The organism is Alcanivorax sp. 1008, from assembly GCF_020667895.1.
Taxonomy (GTDB): Bacteria; Pseudomonadota; Gammaproteobacteria; order Pseudomonadales; family Alcanivoracaceae; genus PGZG01.
Genome location: NZ_JAFMPS010000002.1, coordinates 520,226 through 539,128, shown reverse-complemented (window position 1 = coordinate 539,128; position 18,903 = coordinate 520,226). Strand labels below are relative to the sequence as shown.

Genomic DNA, 18,903 nt, shown 5'->3' with positions numbered 1-18,903 from the left:
TTTGCCCAACACCCCGCCATCAACGACAATAGCGCCCCATTTCAGGCCCCCTTCGGGACCGCCCCAGCCAGCAGGAGTGTTTGATGACCGCTGTTACCCGATCCCGTGAACTTGCCAACGCCATCCGGGCGCTGAGTATGGATGCCGTTCAGCAAGCCAATTCCGGTCACCCGGGTGCGCCGATGGGCATGGCGGATATTGCCGAGGTGCTATGGCGCGGTTTTCTGAAACACAATCCGAATAATCCGCAGTGGGCTAACCGCGATCGCTTTGTGTTGTCGAATGGTCATGGCTCCATGCTGCTCTATTCACTGCTGCATCTGAGCGGCTACAAGTTGTCCATTGATGATCTGAAAAACTTCCGTCAGTTACATAGCCCCACCGCCGGCCACCCGGAATACCATGAGTGCCCCGGAGTGGAGACCACCACTGGCCCGCTGGGTCAGGGCATTGCCAATGCGGTGGGCATGGCACTGTCAGAAAAAATCCTCGCCGCGCAATTCAACCGCGATGGCTTCCCGGTAATCGATCACTACACCTACAGCTTCCTTGGCGATGGCTGCATGATGGAAGGTATCTCCCACGAAGCCTGCTCGCTGGCTGGCACGCTGGGGCTGGGCAAACTGATTGCCTTTTATGATGACAATGGCATCTCCATCGATGGTGAAGTGGAAGGCTGGTTTACTGACGACACCGTCGAACGTTTCCGTGCTTACGGTTGGCAGGTTATTCCGCATGTTGACGGTCATGATGCCGAGGAGATCCGCATTGCACTGGAAACCGCCCGCGCCAATACCGAACAGCCGACTCTGATTTGCTGCCGCACGGTGATCGGCTTTGGCAGCCCGAACAAGCAGGGCAAAGAAGAATGTCACGGCGCACCACTTGGCGCCGACGAAATTGCTCTGGCTCGGGAAACCCTTGGCTGGAAATACGGCCCGTTTGAAATCCCTGCGGACATCTATAAAGACTGGAACGCCGCCGACGCCGGCGATGCCACAGAAGCCCAGTGGAATAAGCTGATGGATAGCTATCAGGCCAAGTTCCCGGCAGAAGGTGCCGAGCTGCGTCGTCGTCTGGCTGGCGAGCTGCCAGCGGACTTTGCCGACAAGGCGGATGCTTTTGTGAAAGCCTGTCAGGAAAAAATGGAAAAGGTTGCCACCCGCAAGGCCAGCCAGAACACGCTGGATGCATTTGGCCCGCTGTTGCCGGAGCTGACTGGTGGCTCAGCCGATCTCGGCGGCTCAAACAACACTGTATGGAAAGGCTGCAAATCGGTTACCGGTCAGGACGCCAGCGGCAACTACATTCATTACGGCGTGCGCGAATTCGCCATGACGGCAATTATGAACGGCATGGTGCTGCATGGTGGGTTGCGCCCTTACGGCGGTACCTTCCTGGTATTTATGGAATACGCCCGCAATGCCGTGCGCATGGCCGCACTGATGGGCCAGCCAAATATTCTGGTTTATACCCACGACTCCATCGGTCTGGGCGAAGATGGCCCAACCCACCAGCCCATTGAACAGCTGGCAAGCCTGCGCATGACCCCGAATATGCGCACCTGGCGCCCCTGTGACACGGTTGAATCAGCGGTTTCCTGGAAACAGGCCATTGTCCGCACGGACGGACCAACAGCGCTGGTGTTCAGCCGTCAGGGCCTGCCTTGCATGGCGCGCGATGAAAGCAAGCTGGCTGAGATTGCTCGCGGCGGTTATGTGCTGACACAAACCGGCAGCGGCACACCGGATGCGATCATTATTGCCACCGGTTCCGAAGTGGAAATCGCCATGCAGGCGGCCGAGAAGCTGGGCGCCACCGGCAGGAATGTGCGGGTGGTGTCGATGCCCTGCGTTGAAGAGTTTCTGGCACAGGATCGTGACTGGCAGGAAGCAGTGCTGCCGTCTGCGGTGCGCAACCGTGTTGCCGTAGAAGCCGGCATCAAGGATTACTGGTACCGCTTCGTTGGCCTCGACGGTCGCATTATCGGCATGAGCAGCTTCGGTGCTTCGGCGCCGGCGCCGGCATTGTTTAAACACTTCGGTATTACTGCAGATACGGTGGTCAGCGCCGTAGAGGAACTGATCTGACGTGAAAATCGCCCTGAACGGCTATGGCCGGGTTGGCCGCTCTTTTGTTCGCGCTCTGGTGGAGCGTGAAGCGAGCGGCTGGACGGCTCCGTTTGCCGTGGTGGCAATCAATGACCTCGGCTCCGCTGAAGACCTGCACTATCTAACCAAGTACGACACTGCCCACGGTGTATTTCTGGAGAAAGTCGAGCTGATTAATGGCCGGCTACGCGTTGGCAATCATGCCCCGCAGCTGCTTCACGAAAAAGATCCGTCACGACTGCCGTGGAAACAACTTGGGGTAGACCTGGTGCTGGAGTGCACTGGCGAGTTTCGTAGTCATAAAAATGCCTCCCAGCATCTTGTTGCTGGCGCGGAACGGGTGATGATAGGTGCGGTGCCGTTTGATTATGCCGATGCACTGATGGTGTGGGGTGTTAATCATAATGCGCTGCAGGACAATGATCGCGTGCTGTCCGCCACATCCTGCACCACACAATGCATTACCCCCCTGTTAGCCCTGCTGGACCGCAAGTACGGCGTGGAGCAGGTGCTGATGAAGGAGGTTCATGCCTACACCTCCGATCAGTCGCTGCTGGATCATGTACATCGCGATCCGCGCAGGGGCAGGGCAGCAGCACAGAATATTGTGCCAACCACTTCCAGTGCCATCGGCGCGGTACAAAAAGTTCTACCGCAATTGGCTGGCCGGATCAGCGGCGATTCCATTCGCGTACCCACCTTGAATGTGGCCATGGTGGATTTGACCCTGACGCTACGCCATACACCGACCGTCGCTGAGATTGACCAACTGTTTGCTGACGCCAGTGAAGAAAGTCCCGAGCTGTTCGGTTACAACACCGAACAACTGGTAAGCAGTGATTTTAATCATCGCCCCGAGTCAGCGATTTACGACGCCACACAAACACGTATTCAGGGTGACCTGGTCCATATCGTCGCCTGGTATGACAACGAATGGGGCTACGCCAACCGGCTGCTGGATCTGGTTGATTGGCTGGCACATAACCAACACACATCTCTTGATTCGTAATTGAGGACACACCATGACCATCCTGCGGATGACTGATCTGGACCTGAAGGGCAAGCGCGTCCTGATTCGCGAAGATCTCAACGTACCGGTGAAAGATGGCCGGGTGACGTCGGATATCCGTATCCAGGCATCCATGGCAACCATTCGTCATGCTATGGATGCAGGCGCCAAGGTGATGCTGATGTCCCATCTGGGTCGCCCGGAAGAGGGTGTCTTTGATGACAGCGCGTCGCTGCGCCCAGTGGCGGAGCATCTCAGTAAACTACTCGGCCGCGAAGTGCGCCTGATTCGTGACTATCTTGGCGGCGTCGAAGTAGCGGATGGCGAAGTGGTGTTGTTCGAGAACGTACGCTTTAACAAAGGCGAGAAGAAAGATAACGAAGATCTGGCCAAGCAATACGCCGCTCTGTGCGACGTATTCGTTATGGACGCATTTGGTACTGCGCACCGGGCTCAGGCCTCCACCCATGGTGTGGCGAAGTTTGCCCCAATTGCCTGCGCTGGCCCGCTTTTATCTGAGGAACTGGACGCACTGGGCCGGGCACTGGGCAGCCCGGAAAAGCCGCTGGTAGCGATTGTTGCAGGCTCGAAGGTATCGACCAAGCTGGAACTGCTTGAGTCTCTGGCTGACAAAGTAGACCAGTTGATCGTGGGTGGCGGCATTGCCAACACTTTTCTGGCAGCGGCGGGCAAGCCGGTGGGCAAATCACTGTATGAACCTGATCTGCTCGACTCCGCCAAGCGCATCGCCACCAAGGTGCAGATTCCTCTACCGGTGGACGTGGTAGTAGCCAAGGAGTTCGCAGCTAACGCCGCTGCCACTGTAAAAAATGTAGATGATGTGGCCGACGACGATATGATTCTGGATATCGGCCCAAAAACAGCGCACGTGTTTGCCGCATTAATGAAAGAAGCCCGTACCATTGTCTGGAATGGCCCGGTCGGGGTGTTCGAGTTCGATCAGTTTGGTGACGGCACCCGTGAGCTGGCAGAAGCCATCGCTGAAAGCGATGCCTTCTCTATTGCCGGCGGTGGCGATACGCTGGCAGCGGTAGACAAGTACGGCATCAGCGATAAAGTGTCTTATATCTCCACCGGTGGTGGCGCCTTCCTTGAGTTTCTTGAGGGCAAGGTATTGCCAGCGGTGGCCATTCTTGAAACACGCGGTCAATAAGGGAGCCTTGTCATGGCACTGATCAGCATGCGTCAACTGCTCGACCACGCCGCCGAATTCGGCTATGGCGTGCCGGCCTTCAACGTCAACAATATGGAGCAGATGCGCGCCATCATGGAGGCGGCGGATCAGACCGACTCTCCGGTGATCGTGCAGGCCAGTGCCGGAGCCCGCAAATATGCCGGGGCGCCGTTTCTGCGTCACCTGATTCTTGCAGCGATTGAAGAGTTTCCACATATCCCGGTGGTAATGCATCAGGATCACGGCACCAGCCCGGCAATTTGCCAGCGTTCGATCCAGCTGGGCTTCTCCTCAGTGATGATGGATGGTTCACTGGGGGAAGATGGTAAGACGCCCACCGATTATGACTACAACGTAAATGTCACTCGCACCGTGGTGGATTTTGCCCATGCCTGCGGCGTGTCTGTAGAAGGCGAGCTGGGCTGCCTGGGTTCTCTGGAAACCGGCACCGCCGGTGAAGAAGACGGCGTTGGCGCCGAAGGCGTTCTTGATCATAGTCAGCTGCTAACCGACCCGGAAGAAGCCGCAGACTTCGTCAAAAAGACCAAGGTGGACGCGTTGGCCATTGCCATCGGTACCAGTCACGGCGCCTATAAATTCAGCCGTCCGCCGACTGGCGACATTCTCGCCATTGATCGCATCAAGGCCATCAATGCGCGCATTCCTGACACCCATCTGGTGATGCATGGCTCTTCCTCCGTACCGCAGGAATGGCTGAAGGTGATCAACGAGTTTGGCGGCGAAATCGGCGAAACCTATGGCGTGCCGGTGGAAGAAATCGTTGAAGGCATCAAGCACGGGGTGCGCAAGGTCAATATCGATACCGATCTGCGTCTGGCCTCCACCGGCGCCATCCGTCGCTTCCTGGCCCAGAACAAGGCCGAGTTCGACCCGCGCAAATATCTGGCGGTGGCCACCCAGGCGATGAAAGAAATTTGTCTGGCTCGCTACGAAGCCTTCGGCACCGCCGGGCAGGCCAGCAAGATCAAGGTACTGTCGCTGGATGCCATGACTACTCGCTACAGCAAAGGCGAACTGGACCCGCGGGTGAAGTAAGCCACTCATAAAGGGGCCGGCAATGCCGGCCTTTTTTATGTTCTTGTATGGCAGGATCAAAGCTAAAACTGATGAGAATCAATTTAGACCGTTTTCACCCGTGTAACGGCCGAGTATCCAGCGTATAAAGAGAATCAGATTTTCAGGGAGACTGGCTTCAGTGGACACCCGCCCTTCCGTAGCTGTTGTAGGCGCAGGCATCTCGGGCCTTACCTGTGCGCTGGCACTACAGCAGCGGGGGCTGCGCCCAAAGATCCTGGAGCAGGCTGCGCTATTGCGCCAGCTTGGCGCCGGGTTGCAGCTTAGTCCGAATGCCATGGCGGTTATGGCCAAGCTCGGTATGCAGCAGGCATTGCTGGACACCGGCAGCGTGCCGGAAGGTATTCGCAGCGTTAATTGGCGTAGTGGCAACGATATCGCCCGGGTGCCCTTTGCTGCTCTGGGTTTCGACTTTCCCTATGTACACGTCCACCGCGCCGACCTGCAGCAGACCCTGCTAGATGCGGTGCTCGCCAATGATCCAGACTGCCTGCTGACCGATCAGCATGTTGAAGCGGTAGTCGCTGAACAGGATGGCGTCACTCTTCTTATCCGCCATGGTGAACCGGTCTATGCCAACTGGGTGGTTGGCGCCGATGGCATACGTTCGCGCTGCCGCGATTATGTGGTTAGCGATAACAGCGCGCCCCGTTTCACCGGAAACGTTGCCTGGCGAGGCTTGCTGCGCACCGATAGTTTGCCGGAACGACTCAGGCCGCCACGCTGGGCCAATATCTGGATGGGGCCAGGCCGCCATGTGGTGATGTATTACCTGCGCGGCGGCGAGCTGATTAATTTTGTTGCGGTACGCGAACAGGATGACTGGCAGGAAGAGTCGTGGAATGCACCGGCCTCACTGCGCGACCTGTTGCACGATTTCGCCGACTGGGATCCGACCCTGTTTGATCTACTTTCCCACACCGATCCAAAAAGTTGCTTCCGCTGGGCATTATTCGATCGAGACCCGATCAGCCAGTGGCACAAGGATCGTCTGATACTGATTGGTGATGCGGCTCACCCGATGCTTCCATTTCTGGCCCAGGGCGCGGCCATGGGCATTGAGGATGCCTGGGTGCTGAGTCAGCTGATCGCCTCCGGCAGTGGCGACGTTGGTGCTCAATTTCAAGCGCTGCGCGAGCAGCGTTGCAGTAGGGTTCAGCAGCTGGCTCGCGATAATATGGTCCTGTTTCACCATCGCAATACCGTGCTGCGAAATGGGCGGGATCTGGTGGCTCGCGGGTTGTCTATGGTCAGCCCGGCACTGGCAGCCAAGCGCGTTAAATGGATTTACGACTGGCGTCCTACAGCCGTCTCGGCGGCAGGCCAGGCTTCGCGTAGCTAAGACGAAACAACGGCTCGACGCGATAGTAGCCATCCAGACCACCGATAGTCACGGTATCCATTTCTGCCAGATCAACGAAGCCATCCTCCGCCAATGCGTTATCCGGCAGTAATACCTCAACAATCTCACCGATAACCATCACTGTTCCATTAAGCTCAATGGGCTTGATGTCTTTCAGCGCCAGACCAATTTTTATCATGCTCTGAGCAACATACGGCGCCGGGTGAAGGGCGCCATACTCGGCGGTAAGACCCACGGCAGAAAATTCCGACTCATCACGCCCATAGCGCGCAGAGGTCTGGTGAGCGGCTTCAGCAATACCCGCATGAACATGGTTAATCGTGAAGTAGCCACTATTGGTGAGATATTCCAGAGTATGCCGATCCACTGACGGCGGCCGACTGATAAAGGCCAGCAAAGGCGGATTAGCTCCCAGGTGCACCACGGAGCTGACAATCGCCAGATTAGCTTGCCCCTCAGGGCCGACCGTACCAATCAAATTGGCGCTCTTGTAGCCAGACAGGCAATTAATAAATGCAGCCCGCTGGCGCTGGGGCAGGGCATCAAGATCGGACTGGGTCAATTTCATGATCGGCTCCGGCAGACTGGCTGGATTATAATGTGATACTCGTTATCGACACGTGATCGGGACAAAAGGATGCAGTGCGGAAGTACTGGCCGTATTATCAAAAGTCCCTTGATCATCACCCGGGAGACGGCGTGCCCTTCAACATAGAGCGTATTCAGCAAAGTTGGGAACCACTGTCCTGGGAAGCGCCGCAGGCAATTAGCGGCGAAGCGCATCGCTATGCGAGCTTCTACGGCATTGATTTTGCCAACCAGTTTCCTGATCTGCTGCATGCATTCGGTTATTTCGAAGCAGCGGGCCATACCATCTCGGTGCATGCATGGCGACCAGCCACACCAAAAGGTTCGGTGCTGGTCTGTCACGGCTATTTTGACCATGTCGGCCTGTTTCGTCATGTGATCCGTCACCTGCTCGAGCTGAACTATGCCGTGCTTGCCTATGACCTGCCCGGCCATGGTCTGTCTTCCGGGCCTCGCGCCGCGATCGAGGACTTTTCCATCTATCGGGAAGTGCTGAGCCAGTGCCTTGCCAGCAAGGCCAACTCTTTCCCTAAGCCGTGGCATGTGATCGCACAGAGTACGGGAGGCGCCATCGCCATGGACTACGCCCTGCATCTGGGTGGTCGCGGCGAGCCGTTCCCGTTCGACAAGATGATATTGCTGGCGCCGCTGGTAAGACCTGCAAACTGGCGCTATGGCGCATTGCTGCACAGCGTTGTGCGGCCATTTCGGGAAAATGTCCGACGCGTGTTCCGTACCAATTCGAATGATCCGGAGTTTGTGCATTTTCTTCAGCACCAGGACCCATTGCAGTCGCCGGTACTATCGGCTCGCTGGGTATCTGCCCTGAAACGCTGGATTCCGGATTTCGAGAGTGCCAGTCGGGTCAAGATCTCGCCGGTGATCATTCAGGGAGACCTTGATGAAACTGTTGACTGGCGCCACAACCTGAATGTTATTGAAGATAAGTTCTCCAGTCCCGAGATTCATCTGCTACCCGGTGCCCGTCATCAGCTGGCTAATGAGTCAGCGGCTTTTCGAGAGAAAATAAACCGGATTCTGGATAAACACCTTGCTTGATTTCAGCAGATAAAAAAGCCCGGCAATGCCGGGCTTTTTTCAGCTGATGCGTTCCTACACTACCACTTGATCGGTGCATCCGATGACCCCGGAGTTTCCCGACGGGGTGGCAGATTCTTTTCTGGCATCACCGCAACAGCGCGACGCAGGACGTCACCGTTGCTCAGGGCGCCAGCCTCACCCTCAATAACCTTGGCAATTCCGTATCCCTGGGCAACAGACACGATCTCCAGTTTGGCCAGCGACTCGGTTTCCAGTTTGACATCAAAGCCCGTGTCCGGGTCCTTGATAGTCTTGCCGCGGCGATGAACATGGAAGGTATCACCAGCAGCCATGCGCCCAGAGCCTTGGCTGACATACACGGCTTCTGCACTTTCCACATTGATAATCTGAACCGGATAAAGCGTATCAATTATCTCGCCGCTTATTGCTCGGGCAATATCGGGATAGATAGCGTAAGCATATTGCTCCGGCTCATTGGGGTAGTCCCGCTCAATGCCGATATAACGCTCGCGCAGCAAATCCTCTGGCGCCTCATAGACAAAGGTGCTGCTCCACACCACTTCCCGGGTGGCGGTTTCGATCACCCGGTAACGAACCCGAAAGCGGGGCCGGAAATCACTGAACTTGGCTCCATAAAAAGCCCGTTTTCCGGTGCCAACACTGAAGTCCTCGACCAGGCCAACAACAATCATATCGGCGCCGAGTTCACGGGCTTGCTTGGCCTTCTCCACAGGATCCAGAGTGTTCTGCAATATCGTGTTTTCGCGGACGATGGCAGCATTAAAATCACGGTCAAGCACGCGGAAACGGCCGGACTGAGTTAACGCATCAATCAGCTCTGCACGTAGCTGCGGCAGCACTGAAAGCGCAACGACTTTGTCCTTGTTCAGGTTAAAGTGCGACTTGGTCGAGCCAAAGGTCTCAACGGCAATAGATGGCAAGTTAGTGCGATCACCAAGTACCGACTTATATACCAGCACTTCCGCCTCTACCACGGCACGCCACAACTTCTCATCCTGACGCTCAACTGACGTGACCTTGTAGGACTTCACATTACCCAGTGTTGGAATCTGCGGCTCCGGCACGCTGGTGGAATGACTTTCCCACACCACCGCATCACCTTTTTGCTGCATAACAAACTCATGCACTTCACGACGGAAATTTGGATCAAGTGCAACTGTTACGCCGCCAGCCTGACGGACAGCCTCAACCAGAGCATTTCCCACCGCCAGATCTGCAGTATTGCCGAACCCCTCACCACGGGCCGGCACCGTAGTGCTGGCAGCCAATGCGGGCAAAGTAAGCAATACAAGCAAAGCGCCCACCAAAGCATGGATTACATTTTTCATCGCACCTCTCCCTTAGATGAAAAAGGCGGCCACGCCGCCCTTTCCCATTCCGCCAGCAGGATCAGAGACCGATCCAGCCGCCTTTCTTCGACTTGCGAATTTCTTTCTCGCCGGACCATTCGATAATGCCGGTTTCCAGATGCAACATCTTCAGAGTGAACTTGTAGTACACGTCCTTGGTATTGCCGTCGCGCTTGACGATGCTGGACATATTGCCATACAGCATATATTCAGCGCCGATCTGACGACCCATCACCATAGCCTGCTGGTCATCGACCATGCCGCTATCACGCTGGTATTCCAGCTGCTGACGAACCCGATCTACGACGCTCATATCAACAAAACGAAACTTTCCAGAGTTGATCAGCTTGCTTTCGATGGTATCGGTTACTGATTCCAGATCGATGTGCTCAGTGGTTTTGTTTTTGATTCGATCAACAAACATTACCGGGCGACGCTGGGCAGTAATCTGCACTACTGGCGGGAAAGCCAGTACATCATCGACCATCTTGGAGGCGATCATCTGCAGATCAGTAGAACCAAATCCGGTGGTAACGGTTTCAGATGCTGTGGCATCGCCATATTCAACGGAGGCGCAACCGGAAATTACCGAGGCCAAAGCAAGCACTGCAGCAAGCCATACCTTTTTCATGTCTCGTTCCTTCTATAGTTAGTGCTAGTCAATTATTCCTGAACCCAGATTTCAAAGCGGGTTGCAGTTGGGTTGGGCGCAGTGGCCTGAACATTCAGCTGGGTACGACCCGGCATCATCACGGTAGTCCAGGGACGACTGTCTGGGGCAATTTCAAAACCATCCGCACTGAACCACTTGATCTTGTACTGGAAGTCGAGCTTGAACTTCCAACGGTTCTCCAGGGTTGCCTGCGCACGTAGCAGATCACCCGCATTGGTCATTTTCGGATCACGCACACCCAAGCGGCTGTACAATACCGAGTTGTTCGACTTCAGATAAGTTGCACGGCTGCCGTCGTCCTGTTCTTCAATCGCAGACATGTTGCTTGCCGAACAACCCGTCAGCGTCAACACCAGTGGCAACGCCAACAAAATCAGCCATTTCTTCATCACTGCACTCCTTACAATCGGTAAGTTTCTACCACCGGCACCCCGCCAGTGGTGATTACTCGGACAACGGTCGTTCCGCCCGGAGAGACGGAAATATCCAGCGCCTGATTCACTCCGGCTCCAGACAGCATAATCTGTTTTTCTCCTGCTGGCACAATGGAGCGGCCTGCCTGAACATACATCGGCAGGGTCAACCAGCTGCGCAGGTCTGCCCGTTCAGACACCAGGTTATAGATATTAGTTGCAAAGCCGGCCAGCGGGCTGGCGTCATTAGCCTGTTTCTGGGCGGCGTACTTAGTAGCGGCACGCAGGGTCTGGCGGACGATCATGCGAGGCAGGTCTTCACGCAGACTGCGAGCGGCCATGGCGCCCACCTCGGCAATCACCTGAGTGCGCAGCACTCCGGCACCGTCCGCATCGGTAACAGTCAGCGGCACGGCAGCGACCATATCCGTAGGGTCATAGGTTGGAAAGGCCACAGCAAAGGCGCCGTGAATGGTTGGAACCGGCAGGCTGATCTCCCGTTTAGGCTGAACCCGGCCCTGTTCGAACAGGACCACCAGGCTGCCCTCGTCGCGGCCCGGCATCTGTGCCTGAACGCGATCCCCCATACGGCGCTGGACCCGGCGAATATCTTCTTCGATAAACACGGCATCCGGATTAATCTCATAGGCGCGCTTCAAATCAACGAGGGCAGCGTTGTAATCCCGGGACGCCTCCCAAAAAACCGCCGAAAGATAGAAGGTATAGGCATTCTGGAAGGAGCTCTTAACCCGGCCAGCGGCTTGATTCAGGCCGGCAAAGCTGCCTTCGTGCTGACTCAGGTCGACGTCTTGCTGTTGGGCTTCTTCCTCAGCCTTGTCGACTTCCTTGGCTCTTCGGTCCGCCGCCACCGTCTGCTCAAGGTTAGCGCGGCGCAGTTCAACCCCGGCGCCTTCTGCATCACCGAGCTTGAGGTAGTTAAGGGCCTGATAGGAATGAGCAAAGATTCTCTCGTAGTCCTTGCCTTCATAGGGAATGGCATTGTCATTGGTGAGCATGGCACCGGCGCCACTGACGGCTGCGCCAGCGCGTAGCTTGGCCTGCTCGTCAATCTGGTCAAAGCGCAGGAAAGCAGCCTCAAAACCGGCTTTACTGGCCTCTGGACTGCCTCCCAACTGAGCCAGACGGCCCAGCTCCAGGCCGTAAAGCAAACCGTCGTTGTCCTCCAGCTTCGGAGTTAGTTCGGTAACAAGGGCCTCTGTCTGACCGTTCTGGTAAGACACCATCCATTTGTCGGCCTGAGCCGGATAACTGGTGAATACGGACGCGCATCCCGTCAACCAGACCGCCATCACTGGCAAAGCCAGCATCCTCAGCTCCATGGACTCCCCCTAAAGGCAAACATCAGTCATTAAGTATCAAACAAATACGATACCGACCGATACTAAGGCAGGCTCCGGCAGGGTGCCAGTCGGTTATGGGGGCAGACAGAGACACAAACTTTGGAGGCCCGGCGCGCAGAGGCGCCGGGCGGGCGCAAATCAGAACAACACACGACTACGAATGGTGCCTTCGATATCGCGTAGCTTTTCCAGCGCCAGCTGGCTATAGCCCGATTCCACGTCAATTACTACATAACCTATTTTGGCGTTAGTCTGCAGGTACTGGCCGCAAATATTGATGCCGTTTTCAGCAAACACGCTGTTGATCTGGCTAAGCACACCAGGAACGTTCTTGTGGATATGCAGTAGACGATGCATATCCGGATGAGAGGGCAGCGCCACTTCCGGAAAATTCACCGCACTTAGGGTGGAGCCGTTGTCAGAATAGCGCACCAGCTTCTCTGCCACTTCAGCACCGATATTTTCCTGCGCTTCCTGAGTGGAGCCCCCCACATGCGGGGTCAGAATGACGTTATCGAACTCACGCAGCGGTGAAATAAACTCGTCGTCATTGGATTTCGGCTCTTCCGGGAATACGTCGATGGCCGCACCGAGCAAGTGACGGTCCTTGATGGCCGCCGCCAACGCATCAATATCCACTACTTTGCCACGGGCGTAGTTGATCAGGTAGCTGCCTTTCTTCATGGCGCGGATCTGCGGCTCCTTGATCATCCAGCGGGTTTCCGCGGTATCAGGGACGTGCAGGCTGATCACATCACACATGCCCAGCAGCTCGTCGAGCGACTGTATCTGGGTGGCGTTACCCAGCGGCAGCTTGGTGACGGTATCGTAGAAAAATACCTTCATGCCCATGGACTCGGCCATTACCGAAACCTGCGAGCCGATGTTGCCATACCCGACAATGCCCAGTTTTTTGCCACGGATCTCGTAGCTGTCCTTGGCGTTTTTCAACCAGCCACCGCGGTGGCAGGAAGCATTACGCTCAGCGATGCCACGCATCAGATTGATGATGTGGGCGATGATCAGCTCGGCTACCGAACGGGTATTGGAGTAGGGCGCGTTGAATACCGGCACGCCGCGCACCAAGGCCGCATCGAGGTCAACCTGATTGGTGCCGATACAGAAGCAGCCCACCGCCATCAGCTTCTCTGCCGCGTCAAATACATCTTCGGTGAGCTGGGTGCGGGAACGAATGCCAATGACATGGGCGTCACGGACCTTTGCCTTGAGCTCATCGCCTGTCAGCGCCGATTTGATCGACTCAATGTTGGTATAGCCCTGAGACTTCATGTGCTCCACGGCGGACTCATGAATGCCTTCAAGAAGCACGATGCGGATCTTGTCCTTTTCAAAAGACGTCTTGGCCATGGAGTAGCTGCCCGGTAGCTGGAAAAGAGGGCGCGTATGGTAACATAGCGCGCCCCGGATCACGCCAGTCCTGCGGTACTGGTGACCGATTGGTCCCGCATTTTTCCCGGAGAAGACAATGTCCGCTGTTGCCGACCTGTTCCGCCCACTGCTGGGCGCCCGATGCCTGACTGACGAAGACAGCCTGAAGCGCTATGGCGTGGACTGGACCAAGGTCTGGGCACCGGCACCGTCCGCCGTGCTGCTGCCGGAGAGCACCGAAGAGGTGCAGGCCATTGTTCGCCTGGCCAATGAGCACCGCATTGCGCTGGTGCCGTCCGGTGGCCGTACTGGCCTGTCGGCGGCGGCCGTGGCGGCAGATGGCGAGGTTGTTGTGGCGTTCGACCGAATGAACAAGGTGCTGGATTTCAGCCCTTTTGATCGGGCCGTGACCGTACAGCCAGGGGTCATCACCCAGCAGCTTCAGGAATTCGCCGAACAACAGGGTCTGTTCTACCCGGTGGACTTCGCTTCCGCCGGCTCCAGCAATATTGGAGGCAATATCGGCACCAACGCCGGCGGCATCAAGGTGATCCGCTATGGCATGACCCGCGACTGGATCACCGGGTTGAAAGTGGTCACCGGCAAAGGCGAACTGCTCGACCTGAACAAGGGTCTGGCAAAAAATGCCACTGGTTACGACTTCCGCCACCTGATGATCGGCTCGGAGGGCACGCTGGGATTCGTGGTCGAAGCTACGGTGAAGCTGGCCCGTCAGCCCGACAACCTGACCGTGCTGGTCCTCGGCGCGCCGGGCTTCCGCGAAGTGATGCGCATTCTGCATGCGTTCCAGTCAAAGATTGACCTGACCGCATTCGAGTTTTTCTCAGACAAGGCCATGTCCCATGTGCTGGCCCATGGTGTAGCGCGACCGTTTGACGGCGAGGCGCCATTCTACTGTCTGCTGGAATTTGAAGGCAGCTCCGACGGAGTGATGAACGACGCCATGGCGCTATTCGAAGACTGCGTAGAAAAAGGCTGGGTGCTGGACGGGGTGATGAGTCAGTCGCTGACCCAGGCGTCGCAGTTGTGGCAGTTGCGTGAGCGCATCTCCGAGAGCATTTCAATTTATACCCCGTACAAAAATGACATTTCCGTCACCGTTGCCAAAGTGCCGGACTTTGTTGAAGAAGTGGATGCCATCGTGCAGGCCAATTATCCGGACTTTGAGATTGTCTGGTTCGGCCATATCGGTGACGGCAATATGCATCTGAATATCCTCAAGCCCGCGGATCTGCCGAAAGAGGAGTTCTTTGCCCGTTGCAACAATGTATCCAAGTGGGTGTTCGAGATTGTTGAGAAGTACAACGGCTCGATCTCTGCCGAGCACGGAGTGGGTCGAACCAAAAAGGCCTATCTGGGTTATTCCCGTTCGCCCGAAGAGATCGCTCTGATGAAGGCAGTGAAGGCGGCGTTTGATCCCAACGGCATCATGAATCCCGGGAAGATTTTCGACCTGTAGGAGCGGCTTCAACCGCGACACTTCACTGAGTGAGGCAGTAATCTTCACCGGAATTGGAAATAGCTCCCATGAATTATGTACATCGCTGGATTGACGATTCCGCTATAGATCTTCCCGTTGGCAAAGTCGTCTGTGTCGGCCGCAATTACGCCGCACATGCCCGTGAGCTCGGCAACGAAGTACCGGATTCACCAATCCTGTTTATCAAACCCTCGACCTCGCTGGTGCCGATGGCGCCTTCTTTTTCTATTCCGGTTGATCAGGGCGAAGTGCATCACGAAATCGAGATGGCACTGCTGGTTGGGGAAAAATTGCAGAATTGTGACGCTGAAGATGCTCGCTGGGGCATGGCCGGATTCGGTCTTGGTCTGGACCTGACCCTGCGGGACATTCAGAACGAACTGAAGAACAAAGGCCAACCGTGGGAGCGAGCCAAAGCCTTTGATGGCGCCTGCCCGGTGTCGGGCTTTATTGATTCACGGGGCGTGTCCTGGAAACAGTCGATCGAGATCTCTCTGGAAGTGAATGGCGAACTTCGCCAGCGCGGCAACACTACACAGATGCTGTTTCCCATTTTCCAACTGGTGGCAGAAATGAGCCGCGTTTTCACTCTGGAACCAGGCGATATCATTTTGACAGGCACTCCGCCCGGGGTTGCAGCGCTACATCCCGGCGATCATTTCCGCGCACGATTCGGTAATACGCTGAAAGTTGAAGGGCAGGTAACCGGTCGCTGACTAAGTCTGTCCAGATGACTGGTTTTCCCCACTTCCGGCATAGGGATGGGGGTATGTGTTAATTGTTCTCATTTACATCGATTTCTCTCACAGGGAAATTGATTTATGTCACCAGCCTCCCCTGAATTTGAATGCAGACTTGGAAGGTGTAAATCCCCCGGCTGTCCCTGATAGCGCTTCAGGAGTCGGAGAATCCATCATCCAAGGAGCTGATAGATGTCCGTTGCAAGATTCCGGCGCAGCGCGTCGCGTAAGGCGGTGGCTGTGCTAACCGCCGGCATGATTATTAATCCCTCTTTTGCGGTTGAGCCAATTCCCAGTACTTATGTGGACGTGCCCGTACCCCAGCTCACCGAGTGGAATAACATTAATACCCAGACCGTTGATGGCATTTCCGGCGCCACCGGCAAAACTTTCATCTACCCGGACCAGACGACTCGTGATGCTGACCTGATCGACTGGGATACCTTTGACCCGTTTGTCGATCACTACGGCATTGGATCTGTAGGCTACATTTTCTGGGAGCTGGATGACGGTAGCGGCCGCGCACCCGGCCTCCAGGTGGTCACCGATGATTTCGATTTCCCGGTGAACAATTGCATCATGGCGTCGGGCGAGCGTGAGTCAACGCTGTTCCCGGGAACCATCGTGCCCGAGACCTGCAGCGACCCTGAGGGCAGCTCAAAACGTTATAAGCTGGTGGTCACGGAGCCTGATGTGCCAATTGATCTGGTGTTCGACCTTGGCCTGAAGGACGTTCGCTATAAAGGCGTAAAAGATCTTGCTGAAGATGGTGGCGAAGAACTGGCTGCGTTACCAACAGTCTTTGGCTAACCTTTAATGTGGTATTGCTTTACCCAGTGGTGGAGGAGTTACTTTTCCGTGGCGTGATACAGGGGGCGCTTCTCAGACGACAGAAGATGGCTGTCCGACACTTTGGTATCAGTCGGGCAAATATGCTTGCTTCAGCTATGTTTGCCTGCCTGCACTTGGTTCATCAGACGCCTTTCTGGGCTGCTTCTGTACTGATTCCCTCTCTGCTACTTGGTCATTTCCGGGAGCGCTATGGCAATCTGTTTGTGCCGATACTGCTGCATATTCTTTTTAATACTATATGGCTCAGCGCGAGCATTGCCTCAAATTGACTTATATCAAGCCAATCCTTATGGCTTCTGTCTAGATTTAACTAATCAGAAATTCTTACTCCGCTAATAAAATAATAACCGGGAAGAACTGCATGGGCATTTTGCGCTCGTCAGGACTGGTAGTGCTGCTAGCCTGCGCGTTTGTGATGGGTTGCGGTGCTAGCAGCAGCAAGTCCAACCCTGATACAGAAACAGAGACAGGCGCGCTACCCTCACTGCCGGTGATGGTGGAAAACTGGGCGTCAGTTGGCGTATTCAGCCCAGCCAGCATCTGTGGCGAATGCCATACCGCCAGCCCTGAAGGCATATCACCAGCGGCTATGCGTTCGCCTAGTCCGCCAACAGCAGGCACACCAAGTTCGGAAGGTGAAGATATCAGCCCAATGCACGGCTGGCGCCACTCTGCCATGGCCCACGCTTTTAGTGACCCCTATTTCCGCGCCAAGATGAAACATGAAACGGAGCTATTTCCCCATCTGGCCAGCTTTATCGAAGATAAATGTCTTTCGTGCCATAGCCCAATGGCGCGTACACACGCACACCAAACCGGCATCTCGCTAGCCGCTGATGCCTCCTGCATTCTGCAGGACGGTTGTTACCTTGCGGACAGCGCCATTAATGACGCTCATGCACGGGAGGGTGTCAGCTGCACTGCCTGCCATCAGATCACCGCGAAGCAAGCCGAATCCGGCGAATATGAAATCTCCGATAGCGCCAAGGTGATCTTTGGCCAGTACGAAAGCCCGGTAGCCACACCAATGATTAATCGCAGTGGCTATATTCCCCAGTATGGTGAACACATCACCGAATCCAGTCACTGCGCTAACTGCCATAATCTCTATACGCCTACTCTGGATGTCGGCAGCAACACACCCACAGGCGAGATGTTTCCTGAGCAGCTGCCATTTACCGAATGGCAACACAGTATCTATGCGCAGGATGGGGCTGGGGAAAGGCACTGCCAGGACTGCCATATGGGAAAAATGGCGGAAGATTTTATTACCCGCATAGCGATTCAGCCGAACGGGAGTGTCAATACCAATTGGCCTGAGCGACCCTCATTTTTTTCCCACGATTTAGTCGGTGGCAACGCCTGGATACTTGATCTGATGGAGCAGTTTCGCAATGAACTGGGGCTGCAAGCGGTAACAGAAGAGGGCGGCTTTTCCCGCAAGGCAGAGCTTACTCGGCAGCTTCTGAGTGCCGCCGCTACACTTGAAGCGAGTAATGTCGATCTGACTGACGGCGTACTTGGCTTTGATATCACTATCCAGAATCATAGTGGCCACAAACTTCCAACCGGCTACCCATCACGGCGCATATGGCTGGCCGTACATATTACTGACGGCAATGGCGCCACCCTTTTTGAAAGTGGTATTCCGGATGCTGATCACCGCTTAACCGTTGATCAAGTATTCGCTGGGGCTGACTGTACGGCAATCCAAAAGCCGGACGGATTTGACTCCTCAGCATGCTTTATGCCGCACATCACTCAAGTAAACTCGGCGGCGCAGGTTCCGATTTATGAGGCTGTGGTTGCGGCCACTGATGCAAGTATCACTCAAGTACTGCTGTATGCCAGTGACACCCTGAAGGACAACCGAATTCCGCCACGCGGCTTCGATAACGATAATGTGCCGGAAGAGATTGCACCGATCGGCACGGACGCAGATGGAGACTTTAATGTTTCTGGTAGCGGGGCGGACACGGTGTCATATCTGCTGGATCTGAGCGCCACTGACCCGGCCAGCGTGCACATTGATGTGGCGCTATATTATCAAGCCGTACGGCCATCATTTATTACCGGGCTGACAGGCGAGCATGAATGGATCAACCAGTTCCGTAGCGCAGCCGCACTGACCCCTCCTTCAGCAGATATAATAAGCACACTGTCTGTGACTGCGCCCTAGAC

17 protein-coding genes are annotated in these 18,903 nt (G+C 55.7%); 11 read left to right on the top strand and 6 right to left on the bottom strand.

Features of this window, described 5'->3' with window-relative positions; genetic code table 11:
• Positions 1-83 precede the first annotated feature (83 nt).
• The 5 genes from tkt to J1C54_RS05405 all read left to right on the top strand — a co-directional run bounded on the left by tkt (position 84) and on the right by J1C54_RS05405 (position 6,752).
• Positions 84-2,090: a transketolase gene (gene tkt, locus J1C54_RS05425; RefSeq protein WP_229145512.1), complete on the top strand. Its 2,007-nt coding sequence runs from the start codon at positions 84-86 to the stop codon at positions 2,088-2,090.
• Position 2,091: 1 nt separating this feature from the next.
• A complete protein-coding gene (locus J1C54_RS05420) occupies positions 2,092-3,120 on the top strand; it encodes a type I glyceraldehyde-3-phosphate dehydrogenase (protein WP_229145511.1) in 1,029 nt (342 codons plus the stop codon).
• A gap of 13 nt (positions 3,121-3,133) precedes the next feature.
• A complete protein-coding gene (locus J1C54_RS05415; RefSeq protein ID WP_229145510.1) occupies positions 3,134-4,294 on the top strand; it encodes a phosphoglycerate kinase in 1,161 nt (386 codons plus the stop codon).
• A 12-nt stretch (positions 4,295-4,306) separates the two neighbouring features.
• Positions 4,307-5,371: a class II fructose-bisphosphate aldolase gene (fba, locus tag J1C54_RS05410; protein WP_229145509.1), complete on the top strand. Its 1,065-nt coding sequence runs from the start codon at positions 4,307-4,309 to the stop codon at positions 5,369-5,371.
• A gap of 160 nt (positions 5,372-5,531) precedes the next feature.
• A complete protein-coding gene (locus tag J1C54_RS05405; RefSeq protein ID WP_229145508.1) occupies positions 5,532-6,752 on the top strand; it encodes an FAD-dependent monooxygenase in 1,221 nt (406 codons plus the stop codon).
• On the opposite strand, the gene J1C54_RS05400 is transcribed toward J1C54_RS05405, so the two are convergent.
• Positions 6,712-7,341 (bottom strand): flavin reductase family protein, encoded by a 630-nt coding sequence (locus J1C54_RS05400; RefSeq protein WP_229145507.1) that lies wholly within the window; start codon positions 7,339-7,341, stop codon positions 6,712-6,714. The two genes, J1C54_RS05405 and J1C54_RS05400, sit on opposite strands and share 41 nt — an antisense overlap.
• Before the next feature lie 131 nt (positions 7,342-7,472).
• Between J1C54_RS05400 and J1C54_RS05395 the strand changes: the two genes are divergently transcribed.
• Positions 7,473-8,420 carry an alpha/beta hydrolase gene (locus J1C54_RS05395; protein ID WP_229145506.1) on the top strand — a complete coding sequence of 316 codons (948 nt, stop codon included), beginning with the start codon at positions 7,473-7,475 and terminating at the stop codon, positions 8,418-8,420.
• Between the two features lie 59 nt (positions 8,421-8,479).
• Here the strand turns inward: J1C54_RS05395 and J1C54_RS05390 are convergent, their stop codons facing one another.
• The 5 genes from J1C54_RS05390 to serA all read right to left on the bottom strand — a co-directional run bounded on the left by J1C54_RS05390 (position 8,480) and on the right by serA (position 13,608).
• The gene (locus J1C54_RS05390) at positions 8,480-9,772 is read right to left on the bottom strand and encodes a CsgG/HfaB family protein (protein ID WP_229145505.1); all 1,293 of its coding nucleotides are present in this window, start codon (positions 9,770-9,772) and stop codon (positions 8,480-8,482) included.
• 61 nt (positions 9,773-9,833) lie between these two features.
• Entirely contained in the window at positions 9,834-10,424 is a 591-nt protein-coding gene (lpoB, locus tag J1C54_RS05385) for a penicillin-binding protein activator LpoB (RefSeq protein ID WP_229145504.1), read from the bottom strand.
• Between the two features lie 32 nt (positions 10,425-10,456).
• Positions 10,457-10,855: a YcfL family protein gene (locus tag J1C54_RS05380; protein WP_229145503.1), complete on the bottom strand. Its 399-nt coding sequence runs from the start codon at positions 10,853-10,855 to the stop codon at positions 10,457-10,459.
• A gap of 11 nt (positions 10,856-10,866) precedes the next feature.
• The gene (locus J1C54_RS05375) at positions 10,867-12,219 is read right to left on the bottom strand and encodes a COG3014 family protein (RefSeq protein ID WP_229145502.1); all 1,353 of its coding nucleotides are present in this window, start codon (positions 12,217-12,219) and stop codon (positions 10,867-10,869) included.
• Positions 12,220-12,378: 159 nt separating this feature from the next.
• The gene (gene serA, locus J1C54_RS05370; RefSeq protein ID WP_229145501.1) at positions 12,379-13,608 is read right to left on the bottom strand and encodes a phosphoglycerate dehydrogenase; all 1,230 of its coding nucleotides are present in this window, start codon (positions 13,606-13,608) and stop codon (positions 12,379-12,381) included.
• Positions 13,609-13,726: 118 nt separating this feature from the next.
• Between serA and J1C54_RS05365 the strand changes: the two genes are divergently transcribed.
• The 5 genes from J1C54_RS05365 to J1C54_RS05345 all read left to right on the top strand — a co-directional run bounded on the left by J1C54_RS05365 (position 13,727) and on the right by J1C54_RS05345 (position 18,901).
• Positions 13,727-15,109, top strand: coding sequence for an FAD-binding oxidoreductase (locus J1C54_RS05365; RefSeq protein WP_229145500.1), 1,383 nt, complete (start codon positions 13,727-13,729; stop codon positions 15,107-15,109).
• Between the two features lie 68 nt (positions 15,110-15,177).
• On the top strand, positions 15,178-15,846 hold the full coding sequence (locus J1C54_RS05360) for a fumarylacetoacetate hydrolase family protein (protein ID WP_229145499.1): 669 nt from the start codon (positions 15,178-15,180) through the stop codon (positions 15,844-15,846).
• A 216-nt stretch (positions 15,847-16,062) separates the two neighbouring features.
• A complete protein-coding gene (locus J1C54_RS05355) occupies positions 16,063-16,680 on the top strand; it encodes a choice-of-anchor F family protein (RefSeq protein ID WP_229145498.1) in 618 nt (205 codons plus the stop codon).
• An 8-nt stretch (positions 16,681-16,688) separates the two neighbouring features.
• Positions 16,689-16,991: a JDVT-CTERM system glutamic-type intramembrane protease gene (mrtJ, locus tag J1C54_RS05350; protein WP_370635611.1), complete on the top strand. Its 303-nt coding sequence runs from the start codon at positions 16,689-16,691 to the stop codon at positions 16,989-16,991.
• A 92-nt stretch (positions 16,992-17,083) separates the two neighbouring features.
• On the top strand, positions 17,084-18,901 hold the full coding sequence (locus J1C54_RS05345; protein WP_229145497.1) for a hypothetical protein: 1,818 nt from the start codon (positions 17,084-17,086) through the stop codon (positions 18,899-18,901).
• Positions 18,902-18,903: the final 2 nt, after the last annotated feature.

Bases quoted from the DNA above. Each gene is read 5' to 3' on its own strand.
- J1C54_RS05400 (WP_229145507.1), bottom strand. From the start codon at position 7,341: ATGAAATTGACCCAGTCCGATCTTGATGCCCTGCCCCAGCGCCAGCGG.
- fba (WP_229145509.1), top strand. From the start codon at position 4,307: ATGGCACTGATCAGCATGCGTCAACTGCTCGACCACGCCGCCGAATTC.
- tkt (WP_229145512.1), top strand. From the start codon at position 84: ATGACCGCTGTTACCCGATCCCGTGAACTTGCCAACGCCATCCGGGCG.
- J1C54_RS05355 (WP_229145498.1), top strand. From the start codon at position 16,063: ATGTCCGTTGCAAGATTCCGGCGCAGCGCGTCGCGTAAGGCGGTGGCT.
- J1C54_RS05380 (WP_229145503.1), bottom strand. From the start codon at position 10,855: ATGAAGAAATGGCTGATTTTGTTGGCGTTGCCACTGGTGTTGACGCTG.
- J1C54_RS05390 (WP_229145505.1), bottom strand. From the start codon at position 9,772: ATGAAAAATGTAATCCATGCTTTGGTGGGCGCTTTGCTTGTATTGCTT.
- lpoB (WP_229145504.1), bottom strand. From the start codon at position 10,424: ATGAAAAAGGTATGGCTTGCTGCAGTGCTTGCTTTGGCCTCGGTAATT.
- J1C54_RS05415 (WP_229145510.1), top strand. From the start codon at position 3,134: ATGACCATCCTGCGGATGACTGATCTGGACCTGAAGGGCAAGCGCGTC.
- J1C54_RS05345 (WP_229145497.1), top strand. From the start codon at position 17,084: ATGGGCATTTTGCGCTCGTCAGGACTGGTAGTGCTGCTAGCCTGCGCG.
- serA (WP_229145501.1), bottom strand. From the start codon at position 13,608: ATGGCCAAGACGTCTTTTGAAAAGGACAAGATCCGCATCGTGCTTCTT.
- J1C54_RS05365 (WP_229145500.1), top strand. From the start codon at position 13,727: ATGTCCGCTGTTGCCGACCTGTTCCGCCCACTGCTGGGCGCCCGATGC.
- J1C54_RS05375 (WP_229145502.1), bottom strand. From the start codon at position 12,219: ATGGAGCTGAGGATGCTGGCTTTGCCAGTGATGGCGGTCTGGTTGACG.
- J1C54_RS05360 (WP_229145499.1), top strand. From the start codon at position 15,178: ATGAATTATGTACATCGCTGGATTGACGATTCCGCTATAGATCTTCCC.